Origin of the sequence: Collinsella sp. AF02-46-1, assembly GCF_003465825.1 — a bacterium.
GTDB lineage: Bacteria > Actinomycetota > Coriobacteriia > Coriobacteriales > Coriobacteriaceae > Collinsella.
In genome coordinates this window covers 20,939-40,872 of sequence record NZ_QSBV01000018.1, presented here as the reverse complement: position 1 = coordinate 40,872, position 19,934 = coordinate 20,939, and the positions used below count along the sequence as shown (strand labels likewise).

Below are 19,934 nucleotides of genomic sequence, written 5' to 3'. Positions count from 1 at the left end.
GGGTTGCCGGTGAGAGAGGAGAGCCCCCGAAGTGATATGAGGAGGCCCGACTCGGACCGTGCTTCCTCGCTGCGTAGCACGACGCGTTCCGGATGCGGCGGGCAGACGTTCGGTGAGCGCTATATTGCCGGCGTCCCCGCCCGCATCATGCGCCCCCGTTTGATATTTATGGCCTGCCTGTTTAGCTTGGTTTGCTTCGGCTTGCTGATGGTGTACTCGGCATCTTCGGTCGAGGCGCTGCACGAGAACGGTTCGGCGACGTTTTTCCTATTTCGACAGGCCGCGTTTGCCGGAGTTGGCGTGCTGGCTATGGTTGCCATCGTGCGCATCTTACCGGACAGTTGGTTTGGGGAAGACGTGCTCAGGATCTTCCTCATGGGCATGATGGGGCTACTGGTTCTGGTGTTCTTTATGGGTAGCGGCAGTCGTGGCGCCACGCGTTGGCTCAACATCGCCGGTATTCAGTTTCAGCCGTCTGAGTTTTTAAAGCCGTTCGCCATCGCGTATTCGGCAATCATGCTCGACCGTATCTTTTCGCCCGGCGGCAACATCAACGAGTTTCTTCGCAAGATGGGCGGCTACCTGGGAATTTCGCTCTTCCTGATCTTTGTTCAGCCCGATTTCGGTACCGTTCTGATCATTTTGTTGACCCTCATATGCATGGCGTTGTTTGCGGGATTGGACCCCAAATATATCGTTTGGACGGTTGTTGCCGGCATCGCCGTCATTGCGATTGCTCTTATCGCCGAGCCGTATCGTATGACGCGTGTCCAGGTTGCTTGGAATCCTTGGGCAGACGAATATGGTGACGGCTATCAGGCCACGCTTGCCATCATGGCGTTTGCCTCGGGCGGACTGTTCGGCCGTGGTATCGGCAACTCCACCATGAAGTACTCGTATTTGCCCGAGGCGCACAACGACTACATCTTGGCTATTATCGGCGAGGAAGTTGGCTTTATCGGAACCGTGCTGTTCTTCTTGGTGTTTGCGATGCTGATTTACTCGGCGTTTCGCATTGCTGAGCAGGCGACCGATCGTCGCGGAGCACTTATGGCATCGGGTTCCGCGGTCATCCTTGCGGTGCAGTTTTTGATCAACGCGCTGGGCATTCTCAATGTGTTTCCCATGACGGGTAAGCCGCTGCCGTTTATTAGCTACGGCGGCTCGTCGATTATTGTGTCGCTTATGCTTGCCGGTCTGATCCTGCGCGTTTCGTATGAGAGCGCCCGTCGCGATGAGTACGACCGTCGCCGCGAGAGCTTTGCCGTTATGGATGAGAGTACCGCCGGCGTGCCCCATGTGCGCGGCGAGCGATCTTCGCGTAACGGCTTTACCGTTCTGGATGGCTCTGCGACCGAGCCGGCGGCCCGTCCGCGTCAGCGAACAGCGCCGCAAGGTCGTCCGCAGCGCCCCACTCCTCGCAATGCGGGCGGCGGATATAATCGAATCGATTTGAATTCGGACCCGTCGGCGCGTTTGCGCACCGATGACCAGGGGCCGCGTGTACGAAGGGATTACCATGACCGATAAGATGACCGTTGCTATTGCAGCTGGCGGCACGGCAGGACATATCAACCCCGCGCTCGCCTTGGCCGAGGAACTGCGTGACCGCGGTCATCACGTTGTGTTCGTGGGCCAATCGCGCAAGCTCGAGGGTCGTCTGGTTCCCGAGGCCGGATTCGATTTTGTGCCCATCACAGTTACGGGCTTCGATCGCTCCCGTCCCTGGACGGCGCTGACCTCGCTGTGGCGCGTCAACAAGGCGAAGCGTGCGCTTGCCAGTCACTTCTCGAAGGTCGGTAAGCCCGATGCCGCTATCGGCTTTGGTGCTTACGTTGAGGTCCCGCTGCTGGGCTGGTGCAAGGACGCCGGCGTTCCGTATCTGCTGCACGAGCAGAACTCTGTTCCGGGTCTGGCCAATAAGATGATGAACTCACATGCCGCTCGCGTGTGCATTTCGGTGCCTGCGGCCCGCGCGGTCTTTGAGCGCGAGGGCGACTCCGACCATGTGCTCATGACGGGCAATCCCGTGCGTCGTTCGGTGATCGAGGGCGATCGCGCCCGCGGTCGCAAGACACTCGGCGTGCCCGAGGACGCGACGCTTCTGCTCGTCTTTGGTGGTTCGCTCGGTGCTCAGCATCTCAACGAGCGCGTTGTCTCGCTCAAGAGCGAGCTGCTAACCCGCGAGAATCTCTACATTTTGCATTCGACGGGTGCCGACGGCTTTGAGGAGACCGAGCGCGCTTTGGCGCTGACGCCCGAGGAGGCGAAGCGCTATCGTGTCCAGCCCTACATCGACAACATGGGCGATATGCTGGCTGCGGCCGATTTGGTGCTCTCGCGTTCCGGTGCCTCGAGCGTGGCCGAGATCGCCGCGCTTGCCGTGCCCTCGGTACTCGTGCCGTATCCGCACGCCACGGCCGACCACCAGACCACGAATGCGCGTTACCTGGTCGATGCCGGTGCCGGCGTGCTATGCGCCGATGCCGATATCGATGCCCCTGCCTTTGCCGACGAGCTGCTGCACCTGCTCGATGACGCTGCGGCGCGTGATGCCATGCGTCAGGCGGCGCGTGGCTTGGCCCAGGACCGTGCCGCCGCACTTTTGGCTGACGCGGTAGAGGGATTGCGTTAGTTAGACGGGATATCGCCGGTCGCCCTCGCGCGGATGCGGTAGGTGCGGTACAGTTAACGGGTTACAGGCAGTGTTTACGCAAGGAGTACACGAGCACATGGCTGATTCCCAGACTGCAACCTCCGCGCCCGAGTTCAAGAGCGCCCACTTTATCGGTATCGGTGGCGCCGGCATGAGCGGCATCGCCCTCGTCCTGCACGAGCGCGGTTACACCGTTACCGGCTCCGACCTTAAGACGTCGCGCTATATTCGCCAGCTTACCCGCGCCGGCGTGAAGGTCCACGTGGGCCACGAGGCTGCGACGATCGACGAGGTCAAGCCCGACGTGGTTGTTGTCTCCACCGCAATTCCCGAGTCCAACCCCGAGCTCGTGCGTGCCCGCGAGCTGGGTATTCCCGTGTGGCCCCGCGCCAAGATGCTCTCGGCTCTGGGCCATGGCTACACCACCGTCGCCGTTGCCGGCACGCACGGCAAAACCACGACCTCTTCGATGTGCGCCACCATGCTCGACCGCATGGGTTTGGACCCCAGCTTTTTAATCGGCGGCATCGTCGAGGGCTACGACACCAACGGCAAGAACGGCTCGGGTGACTACTTTGTCGCCGAGGCCGACGAGTCGGACAGCTCGTTCCTGTTCCTGAACCCCAACGTGGTCATCGTGACCAACGTCGAGGCCGACCATCTCGATCATTACTCGGGCATCGAGGAGATTGAGGCCACCTTTGCCAAGTTTATGAGTTTGGTGGGCGAGGACGGCACCGTCATCGTTTGCGGCGAGGACCCGCATCTGGTCGAGCTCGCCAAGTCGACGGGCCGTCATGTGCTTTCCTATGGCTTTGCCGAGAACAACGACATCGTCTGCGTACATCCGGATGTCAAGGGCATCCAGAGCGACTTTATCGTTCGCTTTGAGGACGGCACCGAGCACGCTGTCGAGATTAAGAGCAACCCCGGTCGTCACAACATGCTCAACGCCACGGCCGTCTTGACCGTCGCCCATGTCCTAGGTCTCGATATCGACGCCGCCGCTAAGGCACTTTCGAGTTTTGAGGGCGTCCGCCGTCGCTTTACCCACGTGGGCGATATCGACGGCATCACGGTGGTTGACGATTACGGCCATCATCCCACCGAGATCAAGGCGACGCTCGCTGCCGCCTCTTCGCTGGGCTACAAACATGTCGATGTCGTGTTCCAGCCGCACCGCTATTCGCGCCTGCAGGCTCTGTGCGATGACTTTGCCGACGCCTTTGCCAACGCCGATAAGCTGCTGCTGATTGATGTGTTCTCCGCCGGTGAGATGCCGATTCCGGGCGTTACCTCCAAGATGCTCGCAGATACCGTTCGCGCCAAGCACCCCGGCAAAGAGGTCGTGTACTGCTCTAGCCGTCTTGAGCTCAACCAGGAGCTTGAGAAGCTCGTGGGCGAGGGCGACCTGCTGCTCACCATGGGTGCCGGCGACGTTACGACCGTCGGCCCCGAGTTCATCGAGTATCTGACTGCCAAGAAAGACGCTTAACCCCTATGGGTCTGTTTAACGCCGTCATGGCGCTTTCGGGCATGATCGACACGGACGTGGTCGAGGACGAACGTCTTGCACGCCATACTAGCTATCGTATCGGCGGCAAGGCCGACCTTTTTGTGACGTGCCATAGCTACCATGCCCTGCGTCGCGCCGTGGCGGTGCTTGACCGCGAGCAGGTGCCGTGGGTGATTATCGGCAAGGGGTCCAACCTGTTGGTTGCCGATGCCGGCTATCGCGGCGCCGTTATTTCGCTGGGACGTGAGTTTCAGCGCACGGTTGTTGCCGAGGACGGCTGCACGCTGACCGTTGGTGCGGGCGTGATGTTCGCGCGTTTGGTCAACGACGCCTTGTCGCGCGGGCTTTCGGGCCTTGAGTTCGCGGTCGGTATTCCCGGTTCGGTCGGCGGCGCCGTGTCCATGAACGCGGGCACGCGGACCGAGTGGATCGGCTCCCTTATCGAGGACGTGGTCACGTTTGATCCGGCGTCCGGTATTAAGCACTATGCAGGGTCCGAGATCGCTTGGGGGTATCGCGAGTGCAGCCTGCCGCGTAACGAGATCATTCTCGAGTGCGTGCTTAAGCTCAAGGCCGCGCCCAAGGCCGACATTCGCGAGCGCATGGAGCGGTACCTGACGCGCCGCAAGCGCACGCAGCCCATGGGCCGTGCATCCTGCGGATCGGTCTTTCGCAACCCGCCCGACGCAAGCGTGGGCAAGTTGATTGAGGATTGTGGATTAAAGGGTTTTTCGGTTGGCGGTGCGGAAGTTTCGCCCGTACACGCTAATTTTATCGTTAATAACGGAACCGCCTCGGCCGATGACGTGGCCGCGGTTATCAGGCATGTGCACGGAAAGGTGAGGGAGGCGTATGGCATCGAGCTCAGACCGGAAGTTAAATTCCTCGGCTTCTAGAGCATCGAAACCAACCTTCCGCCGCGCCGGAGGGCGTTCCGGCGCACCCGCCCAGCCTCAACATAAGCCCGCCATGCCCTCCAAGTCTGTTGGGCCCGTTCGTCCTGCCAAGCGCCCGGTCGTCGGCTCGCAGCTGGGAGGACGTCCCGCTTCTAAAAAGACGAGTCGTCCGGCTCCGCGTCCTTCGGTGACGCCCAAGCCGGCGATGGGCACCAAGACCTCCCGGCCCATGGCGACGCCCGGGCCTTCGCTGGGAGCTCGTGCGCCGCATACCAGTCGTACGTTGGCTGGCGCTAAGCCGCGTTCACTGACATCGGTACCCGCCGCCAAGGCGTCTTCGGCAAAAAAGGGCATCAATCCTCTGTCATCGCTCGGTGCCATGGCAGGTAAGGCGACCGACGCCGCTTCTGCCATTAAGGGTAAGGGCAAGATCGCGGGCGGCATCCTAGCGGCCGTGGCCGTACTTGCCATTATTGCCATCGTTGTCATCAACTCTGGCCTGTTCGCCGCCACCGATATTCAGATTCATGGCAGCGAGCATGTGACCAAGCACGACGCCATGCAGCTCATCAATCTTCCCGAGAATACGTCGCTCTTTAACGTGGATCCCGATCAGATCACCGAGGGCCTCAAGCAAAACCCGTGGGTCTCGGGCGTGGATGTCCAGCGCCAGTTTCCCCATACGCTTATCATCACGCCGACGGAGCGTAAAGTTATCGCCATTGCGTATATCAGCTCCGACGACCTTGCCTGGGCTATCGGAGACGATGACACTTGGATTGCTCCGCTGTCGACGTCTGTCGAGGTGGACGACCAGGGGAGCGTCATTACATCGGGGGAGGGTGCCAACACCCTGACCGGCATCGATGCGGCCCTGGCGCTTGCCAAGCACTACGGCGCCGTGCTGTTGACTGACGTCTCGGCCGATGTCGCACCGGTTTCGGGTCGGGCGGTGAGCTCCAAGGCCGTCAAGGCCGGCCTGGATTACGCACGCGGTTTTTCGAGCGAGTTCTTGGACCAGGTGAAGGATATTTCCACGCCTTCCGTTGAGGCTATCTCGGCAAATCTCGACAACGGCGTCGAGGTGTCGCTGGGTGATTCGGATGATATCGCCAAGAAAGAACGCATCGTGACCAAACTACTTTCGCAGGTAGAGGGCGTAACTTATATCAATGTGCGCTCTCCGGGCAACTACACGTTTAGGAACGCACCGACCGCCTAGCATCCTAAATGGCTTTGTTGAGGGGCCATACCACGCCGTTTATCTGGTTTGTTTGGTTTTCACGGTCAATTATTTGACTGATACGTTCATAATGTGCAAACATAATACGGTTTACCTTTGCATTTACTTTCAACCTGAAGGTTAATGTGCGCAGGGGTCAACCCATGCTATGGCTATAACCTTTGTTCGGAGGACCGACATGCACGAGACAGAGATCAACAACTACCTTGCCGTCATTAAGGTGGTCGGCGTCGGCGGCGGCGGTACCAACGCGGTCAATCGAATGATCGAAGAGGGCATCCGCGGCGTCGAGTTTGTTGCCATCAACACCGATGCTCAGGCGCTCGCGATCTCTGATGCCGATATCAAGGTGCACATCGGCACCGACCTTACCCGCGGCCTGGGCGCCGGCGCCAACCCCGAGGTTGGCCGCAAGGCTGCCGATGAGTCCCGCGACGATATCGCCGAGGCGCTCGCTGGCGCCGACATGGTGTTCATCACCTGCGGCGAGGGCGGTGGCACCGGTACCGGCGCCGCTCCCATCGTTGCCGATATCGCGATGAACGAGGTCGGCGCGCTGACCGTCGCCGTCGTGACCAAGCCCTTCACCTTCGAGGGCCGCAAGCGCAAGAAGAGCGCCGAGGAGGGCATCAAGACCCTCTCCGATTGCGTCGACACCATGATCGTTATCCCTAACGACAAGCTGCTCGACATCGCCGAGAAGAAGACCACGATGCTCGAGGCGTTCGCGATTGCCGATGGCGTCCTTTCCCAGGGCACCCAGGGCATCACCGACCTCATCACCGTCCCGGGTATCATCAACCTGGACTTCGCCGATGTTAAGACCATCATGAAGCAGGCTGGTACCGCCATGATGGGTATCGGTACCGCTTCTGGGGACACCCGTGCCGTCGACGCTGCCCAGCAGGCTATCTCCAGTCCGCTGCTCGAGAGCTCCATCGATGGCGCCACGCGCGTCCTGCTTTCCATCGCCGGCTCCAAGGACCTGGGCATCCAGGAGATCAGCGACGCCGCCGACGTTGTCGCCAATGCCGTCGACCCTGAGGCCAACATCATCTTCGGTACCGTTGTTGACGAGTCCCTGGGCGACCAGGTGCGCATCACCGTTATCGCTACGGGCTTCTCCGACTCCAACGTCAACCGTCAGGACGAGCTCTTCGCTGCTCAGCAGTCCCAGAGCAAGGCCGCTGCTTCTGCCGAGCCGCAGCGCACCGCTCCGGCTGCCAGCCCCGCTCAGGCTGCCCCGACTCGCAACGTCGGTGGTACCGAGCTGCCCAACTTTGGCAACGACCAGTTTGAGCTTCCCGACTTCCTCAAGCGCGGCAGCTTCTAGTTCGTTTTTCTCAACGACCTGCATGGGGTGCGTCCGATTGGGCGCACCCCTTTTTGTTGTGTTTCGTATTTGTAAACGAAAGCCTCCAATCTCCTTACGTTCCCTTTACGTTTGGTCCCTACCGCTGCGGGTATCCTTTTGATGAAGTATGGCAGCCGTATGACGCGGACTGCTGCGGCGTTGCCGCGATACTTGTGTTATTAGGAGGCTTTAGTATGGCAGCACGTGCGGACAACGTTTCGCGTGTCGACCATGATGGAGTTACGTTGGTAGAGGGCGCGACGCACGATGTTCGCTTTGCCTTTACCGAGCGCACCGGTGGCGTTTCCGAAGATGCGTACTCCTCGCTCAACCTGGGCTCGCATGTAGGCGATGACCCCTTTGCCGTTCAAGAAAATCGTCGCCGCGTGCTCGAGGCCATGGGCGCCGCTGAGTGCGAGCATAATCTGCTCGTACCCAATCAAGTACATGGTGACCATATAGTTACAGTGACCTCGAACGGCGCCGACGATCTCGAGAACATTCGCGAGCAGATTGCCGAGGGCTGCGATGCCATCGTCTGTACGGCCCATGAGGTACCCGTGCTACTCTGCTTTGCCGATTGCGTTCCCGTGGTGCTGGTTGCTCCCAACGGTTTTGCCGTGGTGCATTCTGGCTGGAAGGGCACGATTGCGCGCATTTCCGCCAAGGCGTGCCAAGCGCTTTGCGATGCAACCGGCTGCAATGCGAACGATGTTTCTGCCTATATTGGGCCCCATATCCTGGGCGACGAGTACGAGGTGTCCCAAGAGCTCATGGACCGCTTTGCCGCCGAGTTCTCGTGCATCGATGCGGGCGCTTCCCGTATGCTCGATCTTTCCGCCGCCATTCGCGAGGCGCTGGTGGATGCCGGCGTCGATGTGAACGGCATTGTGGACACCAAACTTTCCACCGTTCGCCAGAACGACCGCTTTTATTCCTACCGCAACGAGGGTGGCACCTGCGGGCGCCATGCGGCGATCGGCGTGATGCTATGAGAAAGATCGCATCGGTCCTGAGTGCGGCAGTGCTCACGCTCACGCTGTGCGCCTGCTCCTCGGGATCTTCTACGTCTTCTATTACCGTGGCTGGCTCGACCACCTGCCTTCCCATTGCCGAGATCGCGGCCGAGGGCTTTAAGGAAGAGACCGGCATCGACGTGCTGGTTTCTGGTCTGGGCTCATCTGCTGGCATCGAAGCTGTTAGCGCCGGCACCGCCGATATCGCCAGCTCCTCTCGTGGCCTCAACGCCGATGAGCAAGACCTGGGCCTGACGCCTATCGTTATCGCACACGATGGCATCGCGGTCATCGTGAACGACGACAACCCGGTCGATAACCTCTCGACTGAGCAGCTCCGCGATATCTATGCGGGCAAGATCACCAACTGGAAAGAGGTTGGTGGCGAGGACCTGAAGATTCAGGTTATCAACCGCGACGAGGCGTCCGGCACGCGCGAGGCCTTCCGTACCATCGTGATGGACGGCACGCCGTTCGATCGTCGCTCGGCCGTTCTTTCGGGTACGGGCCAGGTACGCGATGTCGTGTCTCGCTCTCGTGGTGCTATTGGCTACATCTCGCTGGGTTTTGTCGAGAGCCTCAACGCCAAGACTTCGGTCAAGGCCGTTTCGGTCAATCACGTCGAGGCGTCCGAGAAGACAGTCGCGAGCGGTGGTTATCCCATCTCCCGCGACCTCTACTTCTTTGTGAAGGGAACGCCTTCGCAGCAAGCGCAGGATTACATCGACTACGTGACGTCCGAAAAGATGGACAAGCAGATTCGCGAGGCGGGCTTTATTCCCGTCACCAACGACGGAAAGGGGAGTGAGTAACGTGGAAGCAGTGGAAAACTCCCAGACCGAGCAGACTTCTCGGGCACCCAAGAAGCGCGAGCTGGCGCTCGTGTCGCGCAGCACTTATATTAAGGAGAAGGCGCTGCAGTGGATCTTCTTTGCCTGTGCATTCTTGGCGGTCGTCACCGTCATCCTGATCTTTGTCTTTACCACGTACTCGGCGCTGCCCGTCTTTACCGACATTGGTCTGGCGGACTTCTTTAGCTTTACGTGGGCGCCCTCCGAGGGCCACTACGGCATCATGTCGCTGCTGGCCGGCTCGGGTCTGGTGACCGTCGGTGCCCTTGCCATGGGTGTGCCCCTGGGTGTGGGCACGGCTGTGTATCTGGTCGAGATTGCCAGCAAGCGCGTGCGCAAGCTCATCAGCCCTGCCGTCGACCTGCTGGCGGGCATCCCCTCCATCATCTACGGCTTCTTCGGCATGATTATCATCCGCCCGTTTATCGCGCAGCTGACCGGCGGTCTTGGCTTTGGTGCCCTGACGGCGTGGTTCGTGCTCGCCATCATGATCGTCCCCACCATCACAACGCTCACCATCGATGCCCTCAATTCTATTCCCATGGGTATTCGCGAGGCATCGTATGCCATGGGTGCTACTAAGTGGCAGACCATCTATAAGGTCGTGCTACCTGCCGCCAAGCTGGGTATCGTGGACGCCATCGTGCTGGGCATGGGTCGCGCTATCGGCGAGACCATGGCCGTGCTTATGGTCGTGGGTAACGCTCCGGTCATTCCGGACAGCATCTCGAGCCCTATCTCGACGCTCACGAGCCAGATCGCGCTCGACATGAGCTATTCCTCGGGCCTGCACCGCTCGGCGCTCTTTGGCATGGGCGTGGTCCTGTTTATCATCTCCGCCACGCTGGTGGGCGTCGTCCGTCTGATTTCCAAGAAGAAGAGGGGGTAGGCTATGTCCGATTTCGTTGACACGACGGTCGATACGACCTCGTCGCGCGAGCGCATCAAGCGTGCCCTTTCCCATGGTAAGAAAGGCCGCATCAACAAGGACCTCTCCAACAAGATCATGCTCGGCGTGTTTCGCGCCGCGGCCTATGTCACCACGCTGGTGCTGATCGCCATCATCGCCTACGTGGTCATCAACGGCCTGCCGCATATCTCGCTCGACTTTATCTTCGGCTGGCCGCAGGGCGTCAACGCCGAAGGCGGCATTTGGCCCACAATCGTCTCGACCATCTACGTGACGGCACTCGCCATGCTCATCTGCACGCCGGTTGCCGTCCTGGCTGCGGTCTATCTGGCCGAGTACGCCAAGCAGGGCAAGGTCGTCGACATCATTCGCTATGCTGCCGATGCCCTGGCCTCGGTGCCCTCCATTGTTATGGGCCTCTTTGGCTATGCCTTGTTTGTCGAGGCCATGGGCCTGGGCCTTTCGATGGTCTCGGCCGCTCTGGCGCTCGCGCTCTTGATGCTTCCCATCGTCATGCGCACCACCGAAGAGGCCATTCGCGCCGTTCCGCGCTATATCCGTTGGGGCGCGTATGGCCTGGGCGCCACCAAGTGGCAGGTTGTCTCCAAGATCGTGCTTCCTTCTGCCTTTGGCCGTATTGCCACGGGCATTGTCCTTGCCATCGGCCGTGCCATTGGCGAGACCGCCGTGGTGCTCTACACCATGGGCCAGGCCATCAATCTACCTATCTCGCCGCTCGATTCCGGCCGCCCCATGACCGTTCACCTGTACCTGCTTGCCAACGACGGCATCAACATGAACGCAGCCTACGGCACCGCGCTCTTGCTGATGGTGATCATTCTGGCCTTCAACCTGTTTGCGCGCTTCCTGTCGCGCAAGCGTCGCTAGTTAAGGAGTCCCATGTCCGTTTATCAGTCCGCTCCCACGCTGGAGCAAGCGGCCATTACGGCCAAGGATTTCAACTTTTGGTACGGTGACTTTCATGCGCTGACGGGGCTCGACCTCAACATCGCCAAAAACGCCATCACCTCCTTCATTGGCCCTTCGGGCTGCGGTAAGTCGACGTTTTTGCGCTGCATCAACCGCATGAATGACCTGATCGAGGGTACGCGCGTCGAGGGCACCATGACGCTCGACGGCAACGATATCTATGCCGAGGGCGTCGACCCGGTCGACCTCCGTCGCCGCGTGGGCATGATTTTTCAGCAGCCCAACCCGTTTCCCAAATCCATCTACGATAATGTCGCCTTTGGCCCTCGTCTGCAGGGCGTGACTAGCAAAAGCGACCTCGATGACATCGTGGAAGAATCGCTCAAGCGCGCCAACCTCTGGAAAGAGGTATCCAATCAGCTCAACAAGGATGGTTTGGCGCTCTCGGGCGGTCAGCAGCAGCGTCTGTGCATCGCGCGCGTGCTTGCGGTGCAACCCGATGTCCTCCTGATGGACGAGCCCTGCTCCGCCATCGACCCCACGTCCGTCTCTAAGGTCGAGGATTTGATGGCCGAGCTGGCGCCCGAGATGACGATCATCATCGTCACGCATTCAATGCAGCAGGCAGCTCGTATCAGCGACTACACCGCATTCTTCTTGCAGGAAGTTGCCGGTGAGCCTGCCACGCTCATCGAGTATGGTCAAACCGACGCGATCTTCACCAGCCCGGTGGACTCGCGGACGGAAGACTATATCACCGGCCGCTTTGGCTGATCGGTGCGACTAGTCCCAAGCCGATCGGACCTGGTCCGGTGCGTATTCACTGTGCGGGCGGCATGACCGCACCCAACTGATTGGAGTGAACCATGCGTAAACTGTTTTCCCGTCAGCTCATCGAGGCCCGCCACGAGATGCTGAGCATCTACGAGGCCGTCGATCTGGCCCTCCACGATGCCGTTAAGGCCTATGTGACCGACGACCGCAAGCTCGCCACCAAGACCAAGAAGCGCACGCTTTCGATTGACGCGCGCTGCGCCAACTTGGAGGCCGTGTGCTACAACCTGATCGCCACGCAGTCGCCGGTCGCCTCCGACTTCCGCTTGCTGCAGACGATTATCTACGTCGACTTTAACCTGCAGCGCATGACCGATAAGGTTCGCCAGATCTGCCGCGCCACGCGTCACATGGTCAAGGCCGACATCTCGCTGCCCCAGGAGCTCGTCGGTACGGTTGAGGCCGAGGCCGAAGCTGTTTACCAGGTGCTGGGCTCTTCGCTTTCTGCGCTCGTCACCAATGACATGTCCATCATCTGCAACTTGGCCGTCGAGGACGAGCCGGTGCACGCCGCCTACGAGAAGTTCTTCCGCACCTTTAACCGTATGGATACGGGCGACTTTATGGACGACGACAGCAACTATGACGACCTGCGCCGCGCTATCATGGTTTCGCGCTACCTCGATCGCATCGCTTCGATTTCCATCGATGCCGCTTGCCGTTTGACCTTCCTGTTGACTGGTCAGCGTATGAACGCCGGCGATATCGCCCGTGTGGACGAGGATGAGCTCGAGAGCATGCGCGTGCCTTCGGGCGAGGGTGTTATCATGAGGCCCGCCGTCGACGCTCGCTACGTTGCCAAGGTGCCCGTTAACGAGGTCAGCGAGGGTCTTCGCTACCTGCTCGATCATCTTGAGGACGAGGACGATGGCGAGGACGACGAGGAGTAAGTAGCCCCGTTCGTCGAAAGATTGTAAATACCTAAGTGAGCGCGGCCTTGCACATGCGGGGCCGCGCTCTTGCGTTAGCATGGGACTACTTGTTTGGCTGTCAGCGGAGGCGATTGGCAATGGATAACTATTTGGACTTGATGCGCGCTCGCCGCGAGCAGATTCTGGAACGTTTTTATGCGGCGCTCGATCGCGCGGGCCGCCCCCACGACGCCGCGCGCCTCATTGCCGTGTCCAAGACCGTTGGTGTCGATGAGACCGTTGCCGCCATCCAGGCGGGGTATCGCCATTTTGCCGAGAACCGCCCGCAGGAGCTGGTTCGCAAGCTCACGGGTCTGGCGGAGCATCCGGAGCTGCCCGAGGTGCGCTTCGATATGATCGGCAACCTGCAGACCAATAAGATCAATGCGGTGCTGGGCTCAGCCGAGCTGATTCACTCGGTGGGTTCGCTGCATCTGGCGCAGGCGATCTCGAGCCGTGCTGTCCGCAAGATTGAGGCAGGCGAGCTCGCCGGCCCCCAGCGTGTGCTCATCGAGGTCAATGTGAGTGGTGAGGAGTCGAAGGGAGGCTTTTCGCCCGATGAGATTCGCGCTGCCGCGGGTGAGCTTGCGGAGCTCGAGGGAATTTGCGTGCAGGGGCTTATGACTATGGCGCCCCGGGGGAATAAGGATGTGGCACGCCGCACCTTTGCGGGGCTTCGTGAGCTGAGGGATGAGCTGGAGGCGGCACATCCCGATTTGAACCTGCCTGAGCTTTCCTGCGGCATGAGCGAGGACTTTGAGCCTGCCCTTGAGGAGGGCTCTACGCTCGTTCGCCTGGGCAGGGTAGTATTTAGCCCGGAGTTTGCAGTAAAATAAGGCTCTGAAGTGCGCACTGATTATCGGGGCGCCTGCACTAAACCGCGAGAGGACACAACCATGGGCTTCCTTGACGAGATTAAAAATAAGATGCACCTGGGCGGCCAGCAGGGTTACGACCAGGGTTATGGCCAGGACGACGACTACGGCTACGATGACGGCTATGACGATGGTTATCAGGACAACGGCTACAGCGGTGCTTCGGGCGAGGGCTTCTACACCCAAGACGAGCCGAGCAACGGCCTGCTTGGTCAGACGCGCCGCGGTGAAGCTGAGTCGGTTGCCGTGTATACGCGCTCCGGTCAGCTGGTCGGCGATGACTCCCGCCATGCCACGACGTATAACCCGCCTTCGCGCTCGCAGGACAGTGTTGCGAGCGGTTATCGTCCTGGTGCCTATGACACGCCGTCGAGCTACGCCGAGAACACCCGCGCCCGTGCCGCCGCTGCGCCCGCGCCTGCACCGAGTGATGCCTCGGCCTATGCGAGCAATATCATCAACGCCACGCCGCAGCTGCCGGCCTATGTCCTGCGCCCCGAGAGCTATGACGACGTGGAGACCGTGGTGCGCCGCGTTCGCACCAAGCAGCCTGTCGCACTGATTTTTGTGGGCGTACGCACCGAAGTTGCTAAGCGCGTCTTGGACTTCTCTTACGGCTTTGCCTGCGGTCTGGGTGCCACGGTCAAGGAGGTGGGCGACCGCGTGTTCATGGTGCTGCCCGCCGGCTGCGAGGTCAAAGATTCCGATCTCAAGAAGCTTCGTGCCGACGGCTACCTTAAGTAAAGACAAGACGAGGAGATTCCCATCAACATCTACACTATCGTCCAGCTGGTCAACACGCTGTTCAACTTCTATTCCACGCTCATTGTCGTCTACTGCTTTATGACGTGGATTCCCATGAAGCAGGGCGGCCTGCTGCAGGATATCGCTGCAGTGCTCGATAGCGTCTGCGGCCCGTGGCTCAACCTCTTTCGTCGGTTTATCCCGCCGATGGGCGGCGTTGATTTTTCGCCGGTCGTTGCGATTATTGCGTTGCAGTTGGTGCAGAGGCTGATTCTGCAGCTTCTTATAGGTATACTCGTATAGAACCGACTTAGTAACTTACGTCGGGCGTGTAGCGCCGAGGCGATGAAAAAGGAGACTTGTTATGGCTATTACCCCTGCAGACATCCAGGCTCAGACTTTCTCTGAGGCCAAGCGTGGCTACGATCCTGCTGAGGTCGACGTCTTCTTGGAGACGCTGTCCTCCGAGGTTGACGCTATGCTCGCTAAGATTGTCGACCTTAAGGGTCGTCTGACTGCTACCGAGCAGCAGCTTGCCGATGCGCAGGCTCAGCTTGCCCAGGCTCAGGATGCCACCGCCCAGGCCGTCCCTGCTGCCCCGGTCGCTGCTCCCGCCCCCGACTTCTCTGCTCAGGAGCGTCAGATCTCCGCTGCTCTCATCGCTGCCCAGCAGACCGCCGAGAGCATCGTCAACGACGCCAACGAGAATGCTGACCGCATCCGCAACGAGGCCGACGCTAAGGCCCGTGAGGTCATCCGCCAGGCTCTGACCGAGAAGCAGGCAGAGCTCGAGGAGATTGACCGTCTTAAGGCTTCCCGCGAGGAGTTCAAGGCCGAGTACCTCAAGCTCATCCAGCACTTTATGGACGATGCTCAGAACTCCTTCCCGGCCGATCTCATGGCTTCCACGCCGGTCGGTTCCGCCGCTTCTCCGGCTGTGACCGTTCCTGCTGCCGAGCCGCTGCCCGTCGCCGAGCCGGTTATCCCCGTTGCCGATCCCTTTGCACCGATCGACAACTTCGCCGCCGACGATCTGGACTAACATCCAGCTATTATTTAGCGCCTAGAAAGGGCCCGCAGCTTGCGGGTCCTTTTTTGTGGCTATACGCAGTCTGCTAAACAAAACGCCGAGTCCTGCGTTTGAGGGCACAGAACTCGGCGAACGGGTGAGCGGTCAAAGGTAGATTTTAAGGCATGTCCCAAAAATCTACTTGAGGAGGAAGTCGGGGAGAGGAATGGTGCGGGCCTCGCGATGCTCGGGATCGGCGATATGGTCGGCAGGATAGCCACAGACGAGCATATGATACGGATAGACGCCCTCGGGCAGGTCCAACTGCTCACAGGCCACCTCGGGCTTAAAATGGCATACCCAGCACGTACCCAGGCCCTGCTCGGTGGCCTCCATCATCATCTGATCGCAGACGATCGAGGTGTCGATGGCACTGGAGTTCATCTGGTCATACGGACGCACCCAAGCATCGTCGGTAACGCTGCAAATAAGAAAGATAAGCGGAGCCCCAAAGATAGACCCATCACGAGCAAAGCGCGGCTGACAAGCAGCAGCCTTCTCCAGAAGCTCAGGCGTATCCAACACCATCACACGGGTTGGATGATTATTACAAGCAGAAGGAGCAATCCGCCCAGCCTCAACAATGGCATCCACCACAGCCTGCTCAACAGAACGGTCCTCAAACTCGCGACAAGAATACCGACCACGAGCCAGATCCAAATAAGACATACAAGCCCTCCTAAAATTAAAAATCAAACAAACCAAAAGTAACCCAAAGAGTACCCAAAGCAGCAATCAGCCAAACGCTCATCAAGGGCCAAAGTGTCCGAACGGATACCAAAGGTCCCTTCAGCCAAACCCCCATCGCGCTAAATCTATCAGCCAAAGTTCCCAATGGTGGTGCATAAGGGAGCGGGCCCGGCCACTAATAACCTTTTGAACGACTCTGCTTGCAGCCGGAGTGAAAAAGGTTATTAGTGGCCGGGCCCGCGACCGGTGGGACATGTACCCCCAATTAACTGTTCTTCATGACAATCGAATCCACGACATCGGCCACATTCTCGCAGCAGTCGGCGCAGTACTCCAGGAAGGCGTACACGTCACGCCAAGCGATGACCTCGAGCGGGTCCTTGCCGTTAACGTGCAGGTTACGCATGGCGTTGATATAGAGCTCGTCGGCCTCGGACTCGATGGTGTTGATCTGGATGACGAGCTCGCGCAGCGTTTTGGACTTGCGGTAGTTAGGCAGCTCGACCATAAGGTCCTTCATGGCGCGGCAGGCGTCGGTCACCTTGTGGGCGATGACGATGGCGTCGGGATGGATGCTCTGGATGTTGGTGAAGTAGACGCGCTGCACGACGCCCTCGATACGGTCGAGCACGGTGTCGAGCGAGCAGCTCATCAGATCCAGGTCCTCGCGCTCAAGCGGGGTGATAAAGGCCGTGAGCAGGGCGTCCTCAAGCTCATGGTGCTTCTTGTCGGCCGCATGCTCGATCGCATGCATCTTGTCGAGCATATCGTGAATCTTTGCGGGATCGAAGTTCTCGAAAATCTTGGTAAGCAGCTCGGCGGCCTGGACGGCGAGGTCGGCGCAGGCGACGTAGTTGTCAAAGTAGAACGAATCGGGTTTCTTTGCCATGAGTGGGTCCTTTCGAGGCGAAGACGGGTGGGCGAGGTGTTACGGTCCGGATGGACGTTCGGTTTGACTAGATGAACATCATGAACAGCTTGGCCATGACAAAGCTGATGAGTCCACAGGCGGGGAAGGTGAAGAACCAGGTGAACATCATGTCCTTGACTACGCCGAAGTTGATGGCCGAAAGGCGCTTGACGGCGCCGACGCCCATGATGGCGCAGGTCTTGATGTGAGTGGAGGACACGGGGATGCCGGTGAGCGTGGCAAGCAGCAGGTTTGCGGCGCCCGCCAGGTCGGCGGAGAAGCCCTGGTACTTTTCGAGCTTGACCATGCTCTGGCCAACGGACTTGATGATGCGCTCGCCGCCCACGCTGGTGCCGATGCCCATGGTGGCCGAGCACAGCAGCATAATCCAGATGGGGATGCCGGCATCGCCGACGCTCGTCTGGCCGCTGGCAAAGGCCACGCCTAAAAAGAGCACGCCGATGAACTTCTGTCCATCCTGCGCGCCGTGCATAAAGCTCATGGCCGCAGCGCTTGCGATCTGAGCGTATTTAAAGAAGACATTGGCACGTCGCCTGTTGGCGGCGGCGAAAAGAATCGAGACGAGCTTGCACAGGACCCAGCCCATGACAAAGCCCAGGCCGATGGAGAGCGCCAGGCCGTAGATGACCTTCATCCACTCGTGGACGTTGACGCTGCTCGCACCGCCGAGGGCGATGGCGGCACCGGTCAGGCCGGCGATAAGGCTGTGGCTTTGCGAAGTGGGGATGCCAAAACGCGACGCTGTGGCGCCGTAGACGACGATGGAGAACAGCGCCGCGCACAGGCAGGCGAGCGCCATGGTGCTGTTTCCGCCAAAGTCGACAATATGGGAGATGGTGTTGGCGACGCTCGCGTTAAAGTGCGTCATGATGAGCACGCCAAGGAAGTTGAATGCGGCACTCATGAGGATGGCGGCGCGGGCGGGCATGCAACGCGTAGTGACGCAGGTCGCGATGGCGTTGGGTGCGTCGGTCCATCCATTGACGAAGATGGCGCCGAGCGCGAGGATCACGGTGACGGCAAGGACTGGGTTCGACACAAGTTGGCCGAGGAAGGTTGAGAACGTTACGTCCATATATGGGCTTTCTCGAAGTTTGCAGGCACGTTACAGAAACATGATAAATCGTATCACCTCCTGCGGGTTTCTTTACCGAGTTCTGATGGGAGCAGTGAATTTTTTGGCACTAAAAATGAATATTAGCCCTGTTGACCGCGGGTGTTCTTTTTGCTAACACACCATGAGGACACGTGCGCGCGCCCCAACACCCCAAAACCACAGTCTGTTCGCTTTACAATATGCAAACATGCGTTCGATAATAGGAGGCATGGAATATCGACAGACAGACGGCAAAACTCGGCGCGTGCACAAGCAGTATGTGGACGTCGTGACCCGCATCCTTGCGGGCGGACAAGTCGTGCCGGTCACCGTCTGCTGGGTCGACGGCCGTTGCTTTACGATCGACGAAATTATCTCGACCACCGGGTTTGGCCTGACGGTTCACGGCATTCGTACGGCAACCTATAAGGTACGTTTTGGCGGACATGCGACCGAGTTGTATCTGGAGGACCAAACGCGTGAGCGGGCGGATGGCTCGCAGACGCATGTGATGCGTTGGTGGGTATGGGCGTTTGACCGCACGCTTGAGGGCGAGCGCCGCAGGTAAGAGCGCACGGCATTCGGGTACAATGGCAGAGATCTTGTCACCTACGGCGCTGTCGTGGCGCTTTTTGAAAGGACGAAGTATGAACGATATCCAGGGCTATCAGAACGGCCCCGTCGAGACCGGCGCAAGCCGCGCCAAGGAGATGTCGCCGCGCGCGTACAATCTCGCCATGTCCGCCCTGATCTTCTTGGGCTTTTGCGCCATGGGTGCCGGCGCCTACTTTACGAGCACCATGTCGTTTGCGCGCATGATGATGAGCGGCGCCGCCCTACCGCTGGTCTTTGGCTCGTTTATTTTAACCATCGTCGGCATGGTCATGATGTCGGCTGCTGCGGGCAAGCAGTCCGTGGGCCTGTCCCTTGTGGGCTACGTAATCTTTGCGAGTACCTTTGGCCTGACCGCGTCGTTTGGCCTTGCCAACTACGACCTGCCTACCATCAACACTGCCTTTATCGCCACGGCCGCCATCACCTTTGTCTTTGGCGCCTTGGGCGTGACGTTCCCCAAGTTTTTCCAGCGCGTATATGGCATCGGCTTTGGCATTCTGCTCGCCACTATTCTGGTTGAGATCGTGCTGATGTTCATGGGCGTTTCGCAGTCCATCACCGACCTGATCGTGATCGTGGTGTTTGCCGGCTTCATCGGCTACGACACCTATGTGGCAACGACGGTGCCGCCCACGCTGCCCAACGCCGTGCTCATGGCATCCAGCCTGTTCGTGGACATCATCAACGTGTTCCTGCGCATCCTGAACATCCTCGGTCGTCGCGACTAGCGCGGGGGATTGCAGCGTTTCTTGTCGGACGCGGTAAAACGATGTGAAAGGCGGTCCTTCGGGGCCGTC

At 59.6% G+C, this 19,934-nt stretch carries 21 protein-coding genes; 18 read left to right on the top strand and 3 right to left on the bottom strand.

From position 1 onward, the window contains the following. Nucleotides 1–9: 9 nt before the first annotated feature. The 16 genes from ftsW (at nucleotide 10) to DWV20_RS08040 (ending at nucleotide 15,778) form a co-directional block, all read left to right on the top strand. A complete protein-coding gene (gene ftsW, locus DWV20_RS08115) occupies nucleotides 10–1,530 on the top strand; it encodes a putative lipid II flippase FtsW (RefSeq protein ID WP_147327502.1) in 1,521 nt (506 codons plus the stop codon). Beyond that, a complete protein-coding gene (gene murG, locus DWV20_RS08110; RefSeq protein WP_118256769.1) occupies nucleotides 1,520–2,635 on the top strand; it encodes an undecaprenyldiphospho-muramoylpentapeptide beta-N-acetylglucosaminyltransferase in 1,116 nt (371 codons plus the stop codon). The genes ftsW and murG overlap by 11 nt, the downstream gene beginning before the upstream one ends. A 97-nt stretch (nucleotides 2,636–2,732) precedes the next feature. Then, entirely contained in the window at nucleotides 2,733–4,151 is a 1,419-nt protein-coding gene (gene murC / locus DWV20_RS08105) for a UDP-N-acetylmuramate--L-alanine ligase (RefSeq protein ID WP_118256768.1), read from the top strand. A gap of 5 nt (nucleotides 4,152–4,156) precedes the next feature. Then, nucleotides 4,157–5,068: a UDP-N-acetylmuramate dehydrogenase gene (gene murB, locus DWV20_RS08100; RefSeq protein ID WP_118256767.1), complete on the top strand. Its 912-nt coding sequence runs from the start codon at nucleotides 4,157–4,159 to the stop codon at nucleotides 5,066–5,068. A gap of 73 nt (nucleotides 5,069–5,141) precedes the next feature. Beyond that, nucleotides 5,142–6,290: a cell division protein FtsQ/DivIB gene (locus DWV20_RS08095; RefSeq protein WP_233539802.1), complete on the top strand. Its 1,149-nt coding sequence runs from the start codon at nucleotides 5,142–5,144 to the stop codon at nucleotides 6,288–6,290. 199 nt (nucleotides 6,291–6,489) lie between these two features. Further along, entirely contained in the window at nucleotides 6,490–7,644 is a 1,155-nt protein-coding gene (gene ftsZ, locus DWV20_RS08090) for a cell division protein FtsZ (protein WP_117647221.1), read from the top strand. A 215-nt stretch (nucleotides 7,645–7,859) separates the two neighbouring features. Then, entirely contained in the window at nucleotides 7,860–8,660 is an 801-nt protein-coding gene (locus tag DWV20_RS08085; protein ID WP_118256765.1) for a polyphenol oxidase family protein, read from the top strand. Beyond that, entirely contained in the window at nucleotides 8,657–9,493 is an 837-nt protein-coding gene (locus DWV20_RS08080) for a phosphate ABC transporter substrate-binding protein (protein WP_118238452.1), read from the top strand. Before DWV20_RS08085 ends, DWV20_RS08080 begins: the two co-directional genes overlap by 4 nt. Before the next feature lies 1 nt (nucleotide 9,494). Beyond that, entirely contained in the window at nucleotides 9,495–10,421 is a 927-nt protein-coding gene (gene pstC / locus DWV20_RS08075) for a phosphate ABC transporter permease subunit PstC (protein ID WP_118256764.1), read from the top strand. Between the two features lie 3 nt (nucleotides 10,422–10,424). Then, the gene (gene pstA / locus DWV20_RS08070; RefSeq protein WP_118256763.1) at nucleotides 10,425–11,330 is read left to right on the top strand and encodes a phosphate ABC transporter permease PstA; all 906 of its coding nucleotides are present in this window, start codon (nucleotides 10,425–10,427) and stop codon (nucleotides 11,328–11,330) included. Nucleotides 11,331–11,342: 12 nt separating this feature from the next. After that, nucleotides 11,343–12,146, top strand: a complete 804-nt coding sequence (gene pstB, locus DWV20_RS08065; RefSeq protein ID WP_117786670.1) for a phosphate ABC transporter ATP-binding protein PstB — start codon at nucleotides 11,343–11,345, stop codon at nucleotides 12,144–12,146. Nucleotides 12,147–12,238: 92 nt separating this feature from the next. Then, nucleotides 12,239–13,096: a PhoU domain-containing protein gene (locus DWV20_RS08060; RefSeq protein ID WP_118256762.1), complete on the top strand. Its 858-nt coding sequence runs from the start codon at nucleotides 12,239–12,241 to the stop codon at nucleotides 13,094–13,096. 119 nt (nucleotides 13,097–13,215) lie between these two features. Next, nucleotides 13,216–13,953, top strand: a complete 738-nt coding sequence (locus tag DWV20_RS08055; RefSeq protein WP_089571590.1) for a YggS family pyridoxal phosphate-dependent enzyme — start codon at nucleotides 13,216–13,218, stop codon at nucleotides 13,951–13,953. A gap of 60 nt (nucleotides 13,954–14,013) precedes the next feature. Next, complete coding sequence (locus tag DWV20_RS08050) at nucleotides 14,014–14,736, top strand: cell division protein SepF (RefSeq protein ID WP_118256761.1); 723 nt, start codon at nucleotides 14,014–14,016, stop codon at nucleotides 14,734–14,736. Nucleotides 14,737–14,751: 15 nt separating this feature from the next. Beyond that, nucleotides 14,752–15,039: a YggT family protein gene (locus tag DWV20_RS08045; RefSeq protein WP_035137972.1), complete on the top strand. Its 288-nt coding sequence runs from the start codon at nucleotides 14,752–14,754 to the stop codon at nucleotides 15,037–15,039. Between the two features lie 61 nt (nucleotides 15,040–15,100). After that, nucleotides 15,101–15,778, top strand: coding sequence for a DivIVA domain-containing protein (locus tag DWV20_RS08040; RefSeq protein WP_118256760.1), 678 nt, complete (start codon nucleotides 15,101–15,103; stop codon nucleotides 15,776–15,778). Nucleotides 15,779–15,943: 165 nt separating this feature from the next. Here DWV20_RS08040 and DWV20_RS08035 read toward each other — a convergent pair whose 3' ends face one another. The 3 genes from DWV20_RS08035 to DWV20_RS08025 form a co-directional block, all read right to left on the bottom strand. After that, complete coding sequence (locus DWV20_RS08035) at nucleotides 15,944–16,474, bottom strand: nitroreductase family protein (protein ID WP_118256759.1); 531 nt, start codon at nucleotides 16,472–16,474, stop codon at nucleotides 15,944–15,946. A gap of 286 nt (nucleotides 16,475–16,760) precedes the next feature. Next, nucleotides 16,761–17,384, bottom strand: coding sequence for a DUF47 domain-containing protein (locus tag DWV20_RS08030; RefSeq protein WP_055251695.1), 624 nt, complete (start codon nucleotides 17,382–17,384; stop codon nucleotides 16,761–16,763). A 67-nt stretch (nucleotides 17,385–17,451) separates the two neighbouring features. Continuing rightward, the gene (locus tag DWV20_RS08025; protein WP_055251696.1) at nucleotides 17,452–18,501 is read right to left on the bottom strand and encodes an inorganic phosphate transporter; all 1,050 of its coding nucleotides are present in this window, start codon (nucleotides 18,499–18,501) and stop codon (nucleotides 17,452–17,454) included. A gap of 250 nt (nucleotides 18,502–18,751) precedes the next feature. Between DWV20_RS08025 and DWV20_RS08020 the strand changes: the two genes are divergently transcribed. Continuing rightward, nucleotides 18,752–19,090, top strand: coding sequence for a hypothetical protein (locus DWV20_RS08020; RefSeq protein ID WP_118256758.1), 339 nt, complete (start codon nucleotides 18,752–18,754; stop codon nucleotides 19,088–19,090). Nucleotides 19,091–19,169: 79 nt separating this feature from the next. Further along, the gene (locus tag DWV20_RS08015) at nucleotides 19,170–19,865 is read left to right on the top strand and encodes a Bax inhibitor-1 family protein (protein WP_158548958.1); all 696 of its coding nucleotides are present in this window, start codon (nucleotides 19,170–19,172) and stop codon (nucleotides 19,863–19,865) included. Nucleotides 19,866–19,934 lie beyond the last annotated feature (69 nt).